Origin of the sequence: Verrucosispora sp. WMMA2044, assembly GCF_027497155.1 — a bacterium.
In the GTDB taxonomy this organism is placed as follows: Bacteria; Actinomycetota; Actinomycetes; order Mycobacteriales; family Micromonosporaceae; genus Micromonospora; species Micromonospora palythoicola.
On record NZ_CP114913.1, the window covers coordinates 5,490,453 to 5,506,474 of the forward strand.

Consider the following 16,022-nt stretch of genomic DNA (forward strand, 5'->3'; position numbering starts at 1 on the left):
CAATGTCCGGGCATACGGTGGGGGCGGTCTCCGATCGGCTCAGCGCACTCGGCTACCGCTGGAACTGACCGGCGCCCGTAGCGCCAACCGGCGTCCCCGCCCACGCGCGGGGACGCCGGCCGTCCGGAAGGAGAGGGACGTGGTCGAGCAACCGCCGGGACCATCCGAGTCGCCGCGCGCTTCGATGCAGGGGCCGAAACGTGTCGACAACAGACTGCCCGCCTCCTCGTTCTGGCGGGTCGCGATCGCGGCGCTGCTCGGCGCGGTGATCGGCACCGTGATCGGGGCGACCTGGCGGGCACTCACCGAGTCCGATCGACCGGCCGAGGACATGATCGCTCTGAACCTCCTCGCTTGGCTGGTCGGTCTTCCGGTGCTGTTGGTGGTGAGCTGGGTGGTGCTGGCGCTCACCGGTCCGGCCTGGGTGGCGCCAACGGTGACGATCGCCGGGCTGACTGCCGGAGCCTACGTCGAGGGCCTCTACCAGAAGGTCGCCGGCTCGTCGGACGCGACACCGGTCGCGATCTGCGCCTTGGCCTGGGGAGCCTGCTACACGGCCGTCGCGCTGGCCTGTCTTCCCGGGTTGTCCCGAGCGGTCCGCGGCGCACTTGCCGCCCTGCTCACCACCCCGGCGGTCCTGTTCCTCGTGCTCTGAGCCTCCGTACCTGGTCGCGGACGGCCGCCGGCTCCTCAGATGCGGCATGTCGGGGCTTCCGGCGTCAGGGACACCGCGACATGCCGCAGACCGCGAGCGCCGGGTGTCGGTTGCCAGGTGGCGGAGGTGCCCACACACCGGCGGCAGCGCCTCGGGGATTCGCGGCGGTTTCGGCTTCAACGCGGTCACCGGATACGGCAGGATGCACGGTCATGAGCACGAAGTCGACGCCAGGCATCGATGGATCGGATGCCCCCGATCACCCGTCCCGCTCCGACGGCTTCGTCCGGGGGCTTTCCGGGCTGATCGGCGGTCCGCTCGGTGACCACGCGGTCGCCCGTGACCGGCCCGTCGGCGCGGAGAACCGGTTCTGGACGGCGGTACGGATCGTCCTGGCGCTGACCTGCCTCACGTTGGCCCTGCACTGGGTGCAGAAGTCACCCTGCCAGGACGGCGCGTGGGTGAACAACGAGCAGTACACGCGCTTCTGCTACACCGACGTGCTGGCGCTCTACTACGCCGAGCGACTCAACGAGGGGGCGGTGCCCTACCGGGATCACCCGGTGGAGTATCCGGTGCTGACCGGGTACTTCATGGGGGCGCTCGGGTTGCCGGTCCACTCGGCCGGCGACGGCAACCCCGACATGAACCAGGGTCAGTGGTTCTACAACCTCAACGCACTCGTGCTCGGTGCGCTGGCGGTGGTCACCGTGGCGGTGATCCTGGCGCTGCGCCGTCGGCGCCCGTGGGACGCCGCGCTCTTCTCGCTCGCTCCGGCGCTGCTGCTCACCGCCACCGTCAACTGGGATCTCCTGGCCATCGGGCTCGCCGCGTTGGGCCTGTTGGCCTGGGCACGCTCCGGACCGGGCCCGAAGGGTACGCGCCTGGTGGCGCTCTCCGGAGTGTTGCTCGGGCTCGGTGGTGCGGCGAAGATGTGGCCGTTGTTCATCCTCGGACCCATCCTGGTGCTCGCGTTACGTGCCAACCGGATCCGGGCCGCGCTGCTGTCCATCGGCACGGCGGCGGCGACGGTGGTGCTGGTGAACCTGCCGGCGGCGATTCCGTACCGGGACAACTGGGACCGATTCTTCGAGCTGAACACCACCCGTCCGATCGACTGGGGCACGTTCTGGTACATCGGTCGCTACCTGGACGGGAAGTTCGGCGACCCGGCCAGCGTCGGGCCCTTCCAGTGGCTCGACGCCAACATCCCGACGCTCAACTACCTGTCGTACGCCCTGTTCGGGCTGGCCTGCCTCGGCATCGGTGCGCTGGCGCTGCTGGCACCGCGCCGCCCCCGACTCGCCCAACTCGCCTTCCTGGTGGTCGCCGCCTTCCTGATCTTCAGCAAGGTCTGGTCGCAGCAGTTCGTGCTCTGGCTGCTGCCGCTTGTGGTGCTCGCCCGGCCCAGGTGGGGAGCGTTCCTCGTCTGGCAGGCCGCCGAGGTCTGCTACTTCATCGCCTTCTACGGCCAACTGCTCGGCGCGTCGACCGGCACGCCGGTCTTCCCGGAGGGCGTCTTCGTGTTCGCCGCGAGCCTGCGCCTGGCCGCCGTGGTCGCCCTGGTCGTCCTGGTCGTCCGCGAGATCCTCCACCCGGAGCAGGACGCGGTACGCCGTACCTATGCCGACGACCCGGACGGCGGCCTGCTCGACGGCACCCCCGACGCCTCCTGGCTGGACCGATGGCGAAGCCGCCGGTCGACCGACGAGCAGACCCCGACGCCGGCGGCCAGCACCACGTGAGCCGACCCGCGCTCAGAGACGGAAGACGACGACGTCGCCGATCTCCTCACGGGTGATGCCCAGCCCGTCGACCGGTGCGTCGACGCTCACCTCCCACGGGGTGCCGGCGATCTTGTCACGCAGCACCAGGACGTTGTGCACGCCCAGCGTGCGCAGGTAGTCGACGCTGGTCTGGTCGGGGAAGGTCATGGTGACCCGGCGTACGTCGTCCAGTTGGCGTGGGGTGAAACCGCTGCCCCCGTTGACGATGTCCTGGAACCGGGTGGTCGACCACAGCATCACCGGCTGGTCGTGGTTCTGCCCGCTGGGCAGGACGAGCAGTGGGCCGTCGACCGAACGCATCGCCGCCGGCTGCGCCGGCACCACCGGATGAGGTGTGGTGTTGGTGCCCTCGGCGATCACCAGCAGCAGCGGCACCAGGGTCGCCAGACGCAGCCAGGGGCTCGGCCAGGAGGGAATCCGCTCGGCGTAGATCTCCCGGACCCGCACGGCGAACGCGCTCACCGCACCCGCCGCGAGCAGCCCGAGCAGCAACGTGGCCCACAGCATCAACCGGCCCGGGGTCCGGATGCCGCTCCAGCCGGGCAGGTGGTCGAAGAGTGGCACGTAGGTGAAGCGACCGCCGAACAGCTCGGTGCCCATCGACAGGGCCATCGCGACCAGCACGCCGGCGAGCAGCAGGAGCCGTTGACGGAGCTTCCAGACGGAGAAGAACAGCCCGCCGAGGGCGAGCGCGTACAGCACGAAGCCGGGCAGCAGCGTCATCTCCGGATGCCACGGCAGCAGCGAGCGTGCACCTTCGTGCAGCCCACCCCAGAGGAGGGACTCGGCCGGGGCGGTGACGAAACCGGTCGCGGGCGGTGAGAAGACGGCGATGTCGTCGATCGTCCGCTCCGCGTTCGGGTGCAGCTGCGTGACGGTGAAGTACGGGATGGCCATCAGGACGCCCACCCCGGCGAAGATCAGCCCGCCGATCAGGTCGGCGACGAACAACCGCTGGCCGAAGGGGCGCTTGAGCCGCCAGAAGATCCGTTTCGCGTACCAGACGACGGCGGCCACCAGGACGATGCCGGCGAGCACGTACGCGAACGGCAGGCCGATCCCGAATCCGAGACTGAGCTGCCAGGCGGCCACCAGCCAGCCGGCGTACACCCAGCCCTCGTGCCGGCGTTCCGGTCGGTAGCCGTGCCGCAACGACCAGCCGTGCCCCCGGGCCAGCATGGCCAGCGCCAGCGGAATACCGCCGTTGGAGACCACGTGCAGGTGGCCGGCCTGCGCCAGCAGCCACGGCGCGTAGGTGTAGGCGGCACCGGCCACCGCGGCACCCGTCCGGCTCGCGCCGAGCTGCCGGGCCAGCACGTACGCGCCGAAGGTGGCGAGGGCGTGCGCCAGCACGAACATGATGTTGTAGCGAACGAGGGCGGCCTCGGGGCCACTGCCGATCATGCCGGCCGGCGCGTATCCGAGCAGGGTGTCGGAGAAGGCGAAGCTCCATCGCTCGGGGAAGAACGCGTTGGCGTGCCAGAGCTGGGCCGGTTCGGTCAGCAGGATGTGCCCGGACCAGGCCATCTGCCAGGCCTGGAGGCTTGGATCCCAGTAGTCCTGCGGAAGCGTGTGTGCCGGGTAGCGCAGCGTCGGCCAGGTCATCAGCACGGCCAGCGCCAGTGACGCGACGGCGGCCAGCGTCCACTCGTGGATCAGCAGCCGGCCGACCCGCCGGCCCAGCCGCCCGTACCAGGTGGGCACCGGTTCGGGGGCGGGCCCGAAAGCGGCCCACGGGTCCGGCTTGCTCTCGCCCTCCGCCGGGGTGCCGTCGGGCTTGCTCCCACCCTCGGCCGACTTGCCGTCGGACATGCCGCCGCCGTCCGCGCCGGCCCCGTCGCCGCCCGCCGTCTTGCCGCCCTCGTCCTTCTTCCCGGCCTCGTCCTTCTTCCCGGCCTCGTCCTTCTTCCCGGCCTCGTCCTTCTTCCCGGCCTCGTCCTTCTTCCCGGCTCCCGGGGCCGTCCCGGTGGCGGCCTTGTCCCGGTCGGTGCCGTTGCCCGTGCTGGCCTTCTTGCCAGCAGCGGTCCTGCCGGCGGCCGTGTCCGCTGAGGTTCCCGCCCTCTTGCCCGGAGCATCGTCGGCGCTGGTGCGCTTCCGCGCCGTGCGATCCGCGTCGACCGGACCGCTTCCGGTGGCCCTGCCCTGGTCAGTCTCGTCGAAGGCGCTCGCGCGGACCTTGTCGCCCGGGTCGCGCCGGTACTGCCTGTCGGTGCCGCCGGGCGCCGGGCCATTGGTGGCCCGAGCGTCGCGCGAGGTCGGCCTGGGGCCACCGGAGGCGGACTGGTCCGTGGTCATCGTGCTCCGGTCTTCCCGTCGAGTTGCCCGCGCAGGAAGGCGATGTCGCTGCCCTGCCCGTCGACCCCGCCGGGTGTCTCGACGATGACCGGCGCACCTGCCGCGCGGATCACCGCGACCAGGAGATCCGGGTCGATGGTCCCGCTGGACAGGTTGTCGTGGCGATCCCGCCCCGACCCGAACCCGTCCTTCGAGTTGTTGGCGTGCACCAGGTCGATCCGACCGGTGATCGCCTTCACCCGATCGACAAGACCGAGCAGTTCCTCCCCGCCGGCATGGGCGTGGCAGGTGTCCAGGCAGAAGCCGACCTCCTGGTCACCGATGGTGTCCCAGAGTCGGGCGAGTGCGTCCAGCCGCCGCGCACACGCGTTCTCACCACCGGCGGTGTTCTCGATCAGCACCGGAATCCCGAAGCCGCCCGCCTCGGCCGCGTACGCCAGGGCCTTGCGCCAGTTGTCGAACCCGGTCGCCGGGTCGTCACCGGCGTTCACGTGCCCGCCGTGCACGATCAGGCCTTTGGCGCCGATGGCCGAGGCCGCCTTGGCATGCGCGAGCAGCAGTTTGCGACTGGGGATTCGGATCCGGTTGTTGCCGGTGGCGACGTTGATGACGTACGGCGCGTGCACGTAGACGTCGACGTCGGCACCGCTCAGCGCCGCCGCGTCGGCGCGGGGCTGCGGTGCCTTCCAGCCCTGGGGGTCGGAGAGAAAGAACTGCACGGCGTCTGCCGCTCGGGCGGTCGCCTCCGCCAGCGGGTCGGTCGGATCGACGTGGGCTCCGATACGCATGCAGGCGAGCCTACGTCCCGCCTCGGACGGCCGGGGCGATGCCCGCTGTCCGGCCGCGTCACCGGCACCGACGGTAGTCGTTGATGCCAATGGATCCTCCGGTCACGGCGACCCGGCCGGAGCTTCGACAGGGAAATTGTCGGTAATTCCGGGATTTGCCCCGTGAAGCACCGGCTTCCGCGATAACGTCAGGTAACAACGTGATAAAGCTCCGCGGGGCGTCTCCGGTCCAACCTCATCGGTGTGGTCGTTCCTCCCCAGGTCCCACCCAAGGAATGCGGACCAGGCGCCCCGCGGCCCCGTGGCCGGGGGTCCGCGCCGACAGTGACGTCGGCGCGGACCCCCGGTTCGCGTGCCCCGCCACCTCGGGGATGGTGATCGTCGGGGCCGGGTATCCTGGTCCGGTTGTCCGTCCCCGGTCGGGTTCCCCCGGTGCCGGAACGGGCCACGACGCACGACCTCCTGCCACGGAAGGACCGTGGCCGCATAGCCCACAGGAGGTGAGCACGTCTTGCGTCATTACGAGATCATGGTGATCCTCGACCCCAGCCTCGAGGAGCGCACCGTCGCCCCGTCGCTCGACACGTACCTGAATGTGATCAGGACCGCGGGTGGCTCGGTGGAGAAGACCGATGTGTGGGGCCGCCGGCGCCTCGCCTACGAGATCAACAAGAAGGCCGAGGGCATCTACGCCGTCATCGACCTCCAGGCGACGCCGGAGGCGGTGGCCGAGCTGGACCGCCAGCTGCGGCTCAACGAGTCCGTGCTGCGTACGAAGGTCCTCCGGCCGGAGATGCGCTAGCAAACCCACCCCGGCCCCACCCGGATCAGCCTCACCGTCACTGTCGGAGGGTTCTGAGAACCTGTACGGCAGAACGGATGAGCGCGCGAGGAGTTGGTCATGGCAGGAGACACCACCATCACGGTCATCGGCAACCTGACCGATGACCCCGAGTTGCGGTTCACCCCCTCCGGTGCCGCGGTCGCCAAGTTCCGGGTCGCCTCGACGCCCCGGTTCATGGACAAGGCCTCCGGTGAGTGGAAGGACGGCGAGCCGCTGTTCCTCTCGTGCACCGTCTGGCGGCAGGCCGCGGAGCACGTGGCGGAGTCGCTACAGCGCGGCGCCCGCGTGATCGTCTCGGGCCGGCTGCGTCAGCGGTCCTACGAGACCCGCGAGGGTGAGAAGCGCACCGTCATCGAGCTGGAGGTCGACGAGATCGGCCCGTCACTGCGCTACGCCACGGCGAAGGTGCAGAAGATGTCCCGGTCCGGCGGCGGTGGCGGCGGCTTCGGTAGTGGTGGCGGTGGTGGCCAGGGCGGCGGAGGCAACTTCGACGACCCCTGGGCTTCGGCCGCACCGGCCCCCGCACGTTCGGGTGGCGGCAACTTCGACGAGGAGCCTCCGTTCTAATGGCGCCGAGCGCCCGTGATCGTAAACCAGGAGCAAGAGCAATGGCGAAGGCTGCGGCACTGCGCAAGCCGAAGAAGAAGGTGAACCCGCTCGACAAGGACGGGATCACCTACATCGACTACAAGGACACCGCGCTGCTGCGCAAGTTCATCTCCGACCGCGGCAAGATCCGCGCTCGGCGGGTGACCGGCGTCACCTCGCAGCAGCAGCGGCAGATCGCGCGTGCGGTCAAGAACGCCCGTGAGATGGCGCTCCTGCCGTACACCGCGACGGCCCGCTGAGAGAGGCACCGACATGAAGATCATCCTGACGCAGGAGGTGTCCGGGCTCGGTGCCCCGGGCGACATCGTGGAGGTCAAGAACGGCTACGGCCGTAACTACCTGCTCCCGCAGGGCTTCGCGATCGCCTGGACCAAGGGCGCGGAGAAGCAGGTCACTCTGATCAAGCGGGCCCGTTCGGCCCGCGAGATCCGCGACCTGGATCACGCCAACGAGGTGAAGGCGCAGCTCGAGGCCCTCAAGGTGACCCTGAAGGCCCGTGCCGGTGAAGGCGGCCGGCTCTTCGGCTCGGTCACCCCGGCCGAGATCGTCGACGCCGTCAAGGCGGCCGGCGGCCCGTCCCTCGACCGGCGGCGGCTGGAGGTTTCCGGCCACGTCAAGTCGATCGGGTCGCACCCCGTGCGGATCAAGCTGCACCCCGAGGTGACCGCCACGTTCAACCTCAACGTCGTGCAGGGCTGATACCGGCACCGGCGAACGACCCGGGGCCCGCACCGTCCACCGGTGCGGGCCCCGCGTCGTCTCCCACGGAGTACCCGTCAACCGATGGGCTGGCCGGTCACCGCACTGATCATCACCGTCGAGAGGCCGCCACCCACCACGGCGGCAGCGAGCGCCACAGTGGTCGGACGCCAGGTCGTACCCACCCGACGTAGCAGCGTCGCGATCGCCAGACTGCTGACCAGGGCCAGGCCGAACCGCGGCAGCCCGCCCACCATCGCCCCGAACGCCCGCGCCCGGGGTGACTCACACCCACCGCCACTGATGTCGGTCACACAGCCCACGGGTGGCGCCCCGTCCAGGGTCAGCAGCCAGACGAAGACCACGACCGCCGGTAGGACGTAACAGGCCGCCGTGTAGAGCAGCGGCAGCCAGGGACCACCCGGATCGGGATCGAGCAGGTCGTCTTCCAGTCGGCGGTTCCAACTGGCGTTGCCCACCGACTCGATGCGGCGTCGTACCGCCGCCATACCGACCGGCCCAGGCTGCGGCACCGCAGCGGTACGCCGCCGGGGCACCGACCGGGGACGCGGCGCCGTGTAGCCCACCACCGGCGACCGTGGTGCCGACGCGGGTGCGTCCACCCAACGTGGATCATCACCGGCAAGTCGGGTGCCCGGCCAGAAGGTCTCCTGCGGTGGCTCAGGTTCCGGCCGGCTGCTCCACGACCACTGCTGGACACCAGGTGCGCCATCCGACCGGGGGTGCTCCGTACGATCCCAGCGGTCCGGCTCGGAATAGTCCTCCCACCGGTTACGGTCTCGCTGCCGTTCCCGTCGATCGAGCTCGGGGTCGCGGTCCCACTGGCCCGTGCTGTCCGGCTCCAGCCACTGCTCCGACGCCGACGACTGAAGCCACTGGCTGGTGCTGTCGGCGTCCCAGGGGTCGACCGGGGCGGAATCGGCACGACGGTCAAGACCGGCGGGCTGCTGCCAGGCGTGCAGACCGGAGGCGTCCCACGGATCCACCGCGGGTGGTCGTACCTCGGGTTCCGCGGCTCGATCCCACGGCTCCGTCGCACGGTCCCAGGGATCCACGGCCGGACCGGGTGCCGGCTCCGCCGCCCGCCGCCGACGTCGCGGCGTCGGGGCGGCGGCCGGCTCCGAGTCGGACGTCTGCGCGGCCTCGTCCTCCAGCCCGGACCAGGTCACCTGGTGTCGGCGGGACTGTGCGCGGCGGGGACGGCTCTGCGGCGTCACACCGGAGACCGGATCGTCCTCCTCGGCCCGGCGGCTGCCGACGTACCCCTCCTCCTGTGGACGGTCGAAGGTCCACTCGCGGGTATGGTCGGACTGCGGTGCCACCGCGGGCGACGAGGCGATGGCGCGGGGTTGGGGATCCCGCCAGTCAGCCTCCTGGGAGCGCCGGCTGCGCTCACTCCGGTAGACCCCTGACGATCGTCGGCCGCCGTCGCCGTAGCGCGGCCGGTCGTCGTCATCGTCGTCCGGTGCGGCATGCCGACCACCGCCGTCGACGCTGCCAACGCCCGACTCCAGCGCCCAGCGCGGCAGATAAGGCTCGGCCGGCTCCTCCTGGCCACGCTCGATCGCTCGCCGACGGCTCGGGGTGCGATAACGCTCGACCGCCGAGTCGTAACGTCCGGCCCGTGACTCCTCGACGGGCTCGGCCCACGAAGCGGTCGGTCGCCGCTCGCGCGGACCGTCCTCCCCGCGTGCCCAGTCCCGGTAACTCACGGCCGGAGCGTGACCCTTCTCAACCGAACGTGCAATCCGCTGTCCAGGTGTAGCCGTAGGCCACCGATCTTACGGGAGGTTCAGGACAAAGCCCTACCCGGAAATTCCCTCCACAGGCTGGGGAAAGAGTTTGAGCAGGTCACAGCAGTATCGGCGAGAATTCCCCATCCGTTATCCACACCCTGTGCACACGCTACGCACATGCTTGTCCACCTGAGTCCACAGGTTGTCCCGAGGCTCATCCACCGCCACGGTTGAGTGGCTGACCTCGGACTCCGTATGGTGGCCACGACCTGCTGATCCGATGGCCCCCGATCGAAGCGGCCGGTCGACGTTGTCGCACCCGGGCGGTAAGCCTGGAACCGATCCGACGCAGTGGAGGGGGGCCCGGTGTCGGTCACCGACGACAGGCGGACGGAGTCGTTCCCGGCTGGCGGGCAGCAGTCCGGCAACGGGCCACGCGACGGTCAGTTCGACAAGACGCCGCCGCAGGATGTGGCTGCGGAGCAGTGCGTCCTTGGCGGCATGCTGCTCTCCAAGGACGCCATCGCCGACGTCGTCGAGATCCTCAAGACCAACGACTTCTACCGGCCGGTGCACGCCACCATCTTCGACACCATCCTGGAGATCTACGGCAGGGGCGAGCCGGCCGATGCCATCACAGTCGCGGCGGCACTCGCCGACTCCGGCGATCTGGCTCGGGTGGGTGGCGCTCCGTACCTGCACACGTTGATCGCGAGCGTGCCGACCGCCGCGAACGCCGCCTACTACGCCCGGATCGTCAGCGAACGCGCGGTGCTCCGACGTCTGGTCGAGGCCGGCACCCGGATCGTCCAACTCGGCTACGGGACCGCGAACGGCGGCAGTCGGGACGTGGACGACATCGTCGACCTGGCGCAGCAGGCCGTCTACGACGTCACGGAACGCCGGGTCAGCGAGGACTTCGCGATCCTCGCCGACATGCTGCAACCGACGCTCGACGAAATCGAGGCGGTCGGCGCCCAGGGCGGCGTGATGACCGGCGTGCCGACCGGCTTCACCGACCTCGACCGCCTGCTCAACGGGCTGCACGCCGGCCAGTTGATCATTGTGGCGGGGCGACCTGGCCTTGGAAAGGCGCTGGCACTCGACACACCCCTGCCGACCCCCACCGGCTGGACGACGATGGGTGAGGTGCAGGTAGGCGATCAGCTGATCGGTGCGGACGGCCGCCCCACCACCGTCACGCACGCCTACGAGGTGCGCCACGACCGCCCCTGCTACGAGGTCGAGTTCTCCGACGGATCAGTCATCGTCGCCGATGCCGAGCACCTGTGGACGACGACCACCCGGGCCTCACGCCGCCAACAGAATGAGCTCCGGCCGCGCTACCAGTGGGATGCCTCGGCACGCGCCAAGGCGGCAGCCGTACACCGGGCTGTCACCGCCATCCCCGACCGGCTTGTCACCCACCGGGAAGCCGTGGAGATCGCCGGATCCCGGTTCCGGTACGTCCTGCACGTAGTGGCGGCCAAGGTGGGCATCGCCGGCACGGTCGAACGTCAGTACTCGCGAAACGGCAAGCCCTGGCGTCGGACGGTCGACGCCTACAGCGCCCATGCCCTGTTCGACGCCCACCTGAGCCGGGTGAGTCGGGTCATGAACAGCAATACGACTGTGGCACACCCTCGGGCCGTAACTACCGAACACATCGCCGCGACACTGCGGCATCCGGCTGACGGGCGCGCAAACCACGCGGTGACCAATGCTCAACCGCTGTCCCTTCCCGCCCGCGAGGACCTGCCGATCCCCCCGTACACGCTTGGCGTGTGGCTGGGCGACGGGCACTCGGCAGGTGCCCGGTTCACGTCGGCGGACCCGGAGATCGCACAGTATGTCGAAGCCGATGGCTTCATCGTCGCCCCGGGAAGCGGGACCTACTCCTACGGCATCAAGCTGCCACCGCGGGCACCACTCGACGATCGTCGCTGCATCGTCTGCGGCGTCATCTTCACTCCCCGCGCGTCTGCGGTAAGAACCTGCGGAAGGACGTGTGGCGCCAGGTCGAGGGGCATGGTCGGGACCGCCGACCGCGGAGGCTGCGAGACCTGCGGTACGACAACGAAGTCGAGCTGGAACGGCGCCCGCCACTGCGCAACGTGTCACCGGTTGCGTGGCTCGTTCACCGGGCTGCTTCGAGCCGCCGGTGTCCTGAACGACAAGCACATTCCGCAGCCTTACCTCCGAGCTTCGGAGGAGCAGCGACGGGAGCTGCTGGCGGGACTGCTCGACACCGACGGTACTGCTGCGGCAGCCGGACACGTCCAGTACACCACCACCTCGGAGCGGCTAGCCAAGGATGTGTACGAGCTCGTCGTCAGCCTGGGCTACCGATGCTCGATCAACCGCAAGCGAGTCAACGGCCGTACCCCCGAAAGCTCGACGGCTTTCACATTGAGCTTCTCGACGGCGGACGAGGTATTCCGGCTGACCAGGAAGCGGGAGTCGCACGCTACGCGCCGACACGCGGTCGGCCGGGCGGGTACCCGATCCCGCTACATCGTGGATGTGCGACCGGTGCCGAGTGTCCCCGTGCGGTGCGTCACGGTCGACAATGAGGATCACCTTTACTTGGCCGGTCGATCAATGATTCCCACGCACAACAGCACCGCGAGCATGGACTTCGCGCGCAACGCCGCGATCCGCGCCAACCAGGCATCGGCGATCTTCTCGTTGGAAATGAGCAAGGTCGAGATCGTCATGCGGCTGCTCTCGGCCGAGGCCCGAGTGCCACTGCACGTGCTGCGAAGCGGGCAACTGTCCGACGACGACTGGACCAAGCTCGCCCGATGCATGGGTGAGATCAGCGAGGCGCCGCTGTTCGTCGACGACACGCCCAGCATGAACCTGATGGAGATCCGGGCGAAGGCCCGTCGGCTCAAGCAGCGGCATGACCTCAAGTTGATTGTGGTCGACTATCTCCAGCTGATGACGTCGCCGAAGCGTACCGAGAGCCGGCAGCAGGAGGTCGCGGACCTGTCGCGTGGCCTGAAGCTGCTGGCCAAGGAGGTCGAGTGTCCGGTCATCGCGGTCAGCCAGCTGAACCGTGGCCCGGAGCAACGTACCGACAAGCGCCCACAATTGTCTGATTTGCGCGAGTCCGGCTCAATTGAGCAAGATGCCGATGTTGTCATACTTCTGCACCGTGACGACTACTACGACAAGGAGTCGCCGCGGGCCGGGGAGGCGGATTTCATCGTCGCCAAGCACCGGAATGGTCCGACCGACACGGTGACCGTCGCCGCTCAGCTGCACCTGTCGCGCTTCGTCGACATGGCGATCGTCTGACCTGGCCCAACCGAGTCCGGGCTCAGCCGAGGTTCACGGGCTCAGCCGAGCACTGGGAAGCGGGCGGCGAATTCGCCGAGAGTGCGCCGCTCCGGTTCACCGAGCGGCAGCCGCCCGGTGGCCCTGAGCAGGTAGTCGTGGTCGTTCCAGCCGTCCAGTCGGGTAACGGCGCCGCCGAGCAGGGCGTCCACGGTGGCCACCGCGACCCGGGTCGCGGCCGGCCCGGGCGCGGGCGCGTCCGGTAGATCCAGGACCAGGTCGAGGTGGTGGACTACAGCTTCGGTGGTGAAGGTGTCCAGCAGGTCGGCTACCCGCAACACGTGCCCTTGAGTGGTGACGAAACCGGCCGGATCCGCCTTACCTGCGGCGCGCGCGGCGGCCGGTGCCGTGTCGGCCCAGAGTCGAACCACTCCGGACGGGCTGTCGAATGCGGCCGCAGAGCGACGGGCCCACCAGGCGTGCCGGGCGCTCCCGTCGCCGCCTGGAAAAGAGTGCCAGTAGCTGACGGAGTCCACGGTGGCCGGTCCGTCGGCGGGGCTGGCCAGCGCGACGAGCGCCCGCTGCGCATCGCAGAGCACGTGAAAGAGCAGGTCAGCGACCAGCCACCCGCGACAGCGGGTCGGTCGCTGAAGATCGCTGTCGTCCAGGTCCGCCACCACGGTGCTGATGCCGTCGTACGCGTTGGCCAGTGCGATGTGCGAAGCTCGCGACCCCATGCCGGCAGCGTCCCACAGCCGGCGACCGCCGGCGCGTTCAGCGACCTGTCGGGCGGTGCCGGACGGGCGCGGCTTCAGCCGGGCATCCCGACGGGCTCAGGCGATCGACCGGCCGGGCTTTCCGAAATGTGGCTGGCTGTGGCGGTGAGAGACCGGCCGGCCATTCGGCCGGACCGGTCTTCCGCGGCTGAACGGCTCAGCCGAACATCTCGTCGAGGAAGCTCTTGCGCTTCTTCCGGCGGTAGTGCCCGTGGTAGCCGTAGTGCTGCTGACCGTGGCCGTAGGCAGGTGCCGGGGCCGGGTAGCCGTGCGGCGGTGGCGGGGGCGGCGGCACGGCACCGTAGCCCGGCTGATGTGGCGCGGGCGGCGGAGGTGGGGGCTGGTAGCCGCCCGGCCGGGGTGCCTGCTGGGCCGGCTGCGGCGGGGCAGGGGTCTGCTGCGCGCTCCAGTTGGCCTCCGCCTCGAACAGCTTCTCCAGCTCACCCCGGTCGAGGAAGATCCCCCGGCACTCGCCGCACTGGTCGATGACGACGCCGCTGCGCTCGTACTGACGCATTTCTCCGTGACACTTGGGACAGGTCAGGCTCATTGTTCGACGGTACCTGGTCTACTCACGCGGACGCGGCCAGCGCCTCCGTCACCTCGTCGTCGGAAACCTCGTGGAAGTCGTCGTAGTACGCCCCGACAGCGGTGAAGGCTTCCGGCCGCTGGGCACAGATCACCTGGTCAGCCTCGCCGGAGAGCGTCTCGTACGCGTCCTGGGCACCGACCGGCACGGCGACCAGCACCCGACGGGCGCCGAGCTGACGGGCCACCGCCACGGCGGCCCGGGCGGTCGCCCCGGTAGCCAGCCCGTCGTCGACGATGACGGCGGTGGCGCCGGTCAGCTCCAGCGGAGGCCGGCCGGTCCGGTAGAGCTGTTCGCGTCGGTCCAGTTCCGCCTGTTCCCGGCGCTGTACGTCGGCCATGTCGGCGGAGCTGAGCTGCCCGGCCACCACGTCGTTGAGCACGCGTACGCCGGCCGGACCGAGCGCGCCGAAGGCGACCTCGGGAGCCCACGGCATACCGAGCTTGCGGACCACCAGCACGTCCAGCGGTGCGCCGAGGCGTTCGGCGACTACCTGGGCGACCGGCACGCCGCCGCGTACCAGGCCCAGCACGACGACGTCCGGTTCGCCGATCAGGGCGGTGAGTCGGTCGGCGAGCACCCGGCCCGCCTCGTTGCGGTCGCGGTAGGTGGTCATGCCTTCAGGTCTACGCCCTGCGGGTCGTCTTCGCTCGCCGGTTGCCGGATCCCGGGAACGTCGAGTGCCGCTGCCCAGACGAGGAACGCCACCGGATAGAGCAGATAGCCGAACCGGGTGCTGGGCATCAGCAGGATCGCCACGAGCAACCCGTACCCGCAGACGAGCGCCGCGGCGCGGGCGGTGCGGGGCGGACGGCGGGCGAGCCGGACGGCGATCACCGCCGCCGCGGCGACCAGCAGAGCCGCCGCCACGGCCCGACCCGCCGGCAGCGCCTCGGCGATCAGGTGACCGGGGAACGGTGACTGTGCCGGGCTGGAGACCAGACCGTGCCCAAGGGGGAACCGCAGCACGTTCTCCACCAGGGCGTCTGAGTCCACCAGCAGGGTGGGCAGCAGCGCGGCGGCGGGTACGCCCAGTGCGCCGGCGGCGACGCGCAGGCCGGCCCGGCGGCAGATGCCCCAGCTGACCAGGACGGCGGCGACCGGCCAGGCGAAGAGTTTCAGCGCACCGGCGAGCCCGACGGCGACGCCGGCCCAACCGGGTCGAGCGGTGGCGGCGAGGGCGAGGGCCAGCAGGCAGAGCGCGAGTACGGGTAGATCGTCGCCGCCGGTGGCGAGGGTCAGTGCGCAGATCGGCAGGACGGTGGCGGCCTGTACCCCGCGCAGTACGGCCGCGGCGTGCCCGACCGTCGCCATCCCCTCGGGTCGGCGCAGGACGCGGACGGCGAGCAGCAGGGCGAGGGCGGTGCCGACCGCGAACCAGACCCGGGCGTCGCTCCACCACGCGTCGCTGGCCGCGCGAGCCAGCCCGAACAGGGCCATGCCCGGTTGGTACGGCGTGTAGCCGAGTAGTTGTTCGCCGGGCGGCAGCGCGGCGATGGCGTCCGGCCCCAGGTAGGGGGTGCCGGTCTCGACCAGTCGCCGCCCGGACTCCTCGACGACGAGCACCTCTTCCTGGGCCCGGTCGGTGCGTCCCGCCGCGCGCTGCACGCTCTGCACAACGAGGGGAAGCAGGACGACGGTGGTCCAGGTCAGGACGGTGACCAGCCAGCGTGCGGGCACTCCGGTCAACGCCGAGCCGGGCCGGTGGCGCCGCAGCATTAGTTGACCGAGCGCCATGATCGCCGCGGCGAGGTAGCCGAACGCGGCCACGCCGCCCCACGCTCGGTGCGGTAGGAGGGTGGAGGTGGCTGCGGTGATCGCGGCGAAGGCGGCGGAGACCGCGTAGAGGCCGAGGTCGAGAGCGAGTCCTCCGGCGGCGGTGTCGAGCCGGTGCGACCACCCGGTACGGCGGCGGGTCGGGGTGGTGGTGCTCACCCGGGC

General features: G+C 70.2%; 14 protein-coding genes. 7 read left to right on the plus strand and 7 right to left on the minus strand.

Going from position 1 to position 16,022, the window contains the following annotated elements; translation table 11 throughout:
* The first annotated feature begins 139 nt into the window (after positions 1-139).
* Complete coding sequence (locus O3597_RS25010) at positions 140-655, plus strand: hypothetical protein (RefSeq protein WP_281602550.1); 516 nt, start codon at positions 140-142, stop codon at positions 653-655.
* 212 nt (positions 656-867) lie between these two features.
* Positions 868-2,400, plus strand: a complete 1,533-nt coding sequence (locus tag O3597_RS25015; RefSeq protein ID WP_281602551.1) for a glycosyltransferase 87 family protein — start codon at positions 868-870, stop codon at positions 2,398-2,400.
* Between the two features lie 12 nt (positions 2,401-2,412).
* Here the strand turns inward: O3597_RS25015 and O3597_RS25020 are convergent, their stop codons facing one another.
* Positions 2,413-4,737 (minus strand): hypothetical protein, encoded by a 2,325-nt coding sequence (locus O3597_RS25020; protein ID WP_281602552.1) that lies wholly within the window; start codon positions 4,735-4,737, stop codon positions 2,413-2,415.
* Positions 4,734-5,525: a deoxyribonuclease IV gene (locus tag O3597_RS25025; RefSeq protein WP_281602553.1), complete on the minus strand. Its 792-nt coding sequence runs from the start codon at positions 5,523-5,525 to the stop codon at positions 4,734-4,736. Before O3597_RS25025 ends, O3597_RS25020 begins: the two co-directional genes overlap by 4 nt.
* Before the next feature lie 511 nt (positions 5,526-6,036).
* Between O3597_RS25025 and rpsF the strand changes: the two genes are divergently transcribed.
* From rpsF to rplI, 4 genes are all read left to right on the plus strand, one after another.
* The gene (gene rpsF, locus O3597_RS25030; RefSeq protein ID WP_093409369.1) at positions 6,037-6,327 is read left to right on the plus strand and encodes a 30S ribosomal protein S6; all 291 of its coding nucleotides are present in this window, start codon (positions 6,037-6,039) and stop codon (positions 6,325-6,327) included.
* Between the two features lie 99 nt (positions 6,328-6,426).
* Positions 6,427-6,936 (plus strand): single-stranded DNA-binding protein, encoded by a 510-nt coding sequence (locus O3597_RS25035; protein ID WP_164448791.1) that lies wholly within the window; start codon positions 6,427-6,429, stop codon positions 6,934-6,936.
* A 41-nt stretch (positions 6,937-6,977) separates the two neighbouring features.
* Positions 6,978-7,217: a 30S ribosomal protein S18 gene (gene rpsR, locus O3597_RS25040; protein WP_007073789.1), complete on the plus strand. Its 240-nt coding sequence runs from the start codon at positions 6,978-6,980 to the stop codon at positions 7,215-7,217.
* A 13-nt stretch (positions 7,218-7,230) separates the two neighbouring features.
* Positions 7,231-7,677 carry a 50S ribosomal protein L9 gene (gene rplI / locus O3597_RS25045; RefSeq protein ID WP_164448792.1) on the plus strand — a complete coding sequence of 149 codons (447 nt, stop codon included), beginning with the start codon at positions 7,231-7,233 and terminating at the stop codon, positions 7,675-7,677.
* A gap of 77 nt (positions 7,678-7,754) precedes the next feature.
* Here the strand turns inward: rplI and O3597_RS25050 are convergent, their stop codons facing one another.
* On the minus strand, positions 7,755-9,410 hold the full coding sequence (locus O3597_RS25050; RefSeq protein ID WP_281602554.1) for a hypothetical protein: 1,656 nt from the start codon (positions 9,408-9,410) through the stop codon (positions 7,755-7,757).
* Between the two features lie 495 nt (positions 9,411-9,905).
* Between O3597_RS25050 and dnaB the strand changes: the two genes are divergently transcribed.
* Positions 9,906-12,737, plus strand: a complete 2,832-nt coding sequence (gene dnaB / locus O3597_RS25055) for a replicative DNA helicase (RefSeq protein WP_348650366.1) — start codon at positions 9,906-9,908, stop codon at positions 12,735-12,737.
* 41 nt (positions 12,738-12,778) lie between these two features.
* On the opposite strand, the gene O3597_RS25060 is transcribed toward dnaB, so the two are convergent.
* From O3597_RS25060 to O3597_RS25075, 4 genes are all read right to left on the minus strand, one after another.
* Entirely contained in the window at positions 12,779-13,453 is a 675-nt protein-coding gene (locus tag O3597_RS25060) for a maleylpyruvate isomerase N-terminal domain-containing protein (protein ID WP_281602556.1), read from the minus strand.
* A 196-nt stretch (positions 13,454-13,649) separates the two neighbouring features.
* Positions 13,650-14,042 (minus strand): zf-TFIIB domain-containing protein, encoded by a 393-nt coding sequence (locus tag O3597_RS25065; RefSeq protein WP_164448796.1) that lies wholly within the window; start codon positions 14,040-14,042, stop codon positions 13,650-13,652.
* A gap of 22 nt (positions 14,043-14,064) precedes the next feature.
* Positions 14,065-14,697: a phosphoribosyltransferase family protein gene (locus O3597_RS25070; RefSeq protein ID WP_281602557.1), complete on the minus strand. Its 633-nt coding sequence runs from the start codon at positions 14,695-14,697 to the stop codon at positions 14,065-14,067.
* Entirely contained in the window at positions 14,694-16,016 is a 1,323-nt protein-coding gene (locus O3597_RS25075) for a glycosyltransferase 87 family protein (protein WP_281602558.1), read from the minus strand. The genes O3597_RS25070 and O3597_RS25075 overlap by 4 nt, the downstream gene beginning before the upstream one ends.
* Between the last annotated feature and the right edge of the window lie 6 nt (positions 16,017-16,022).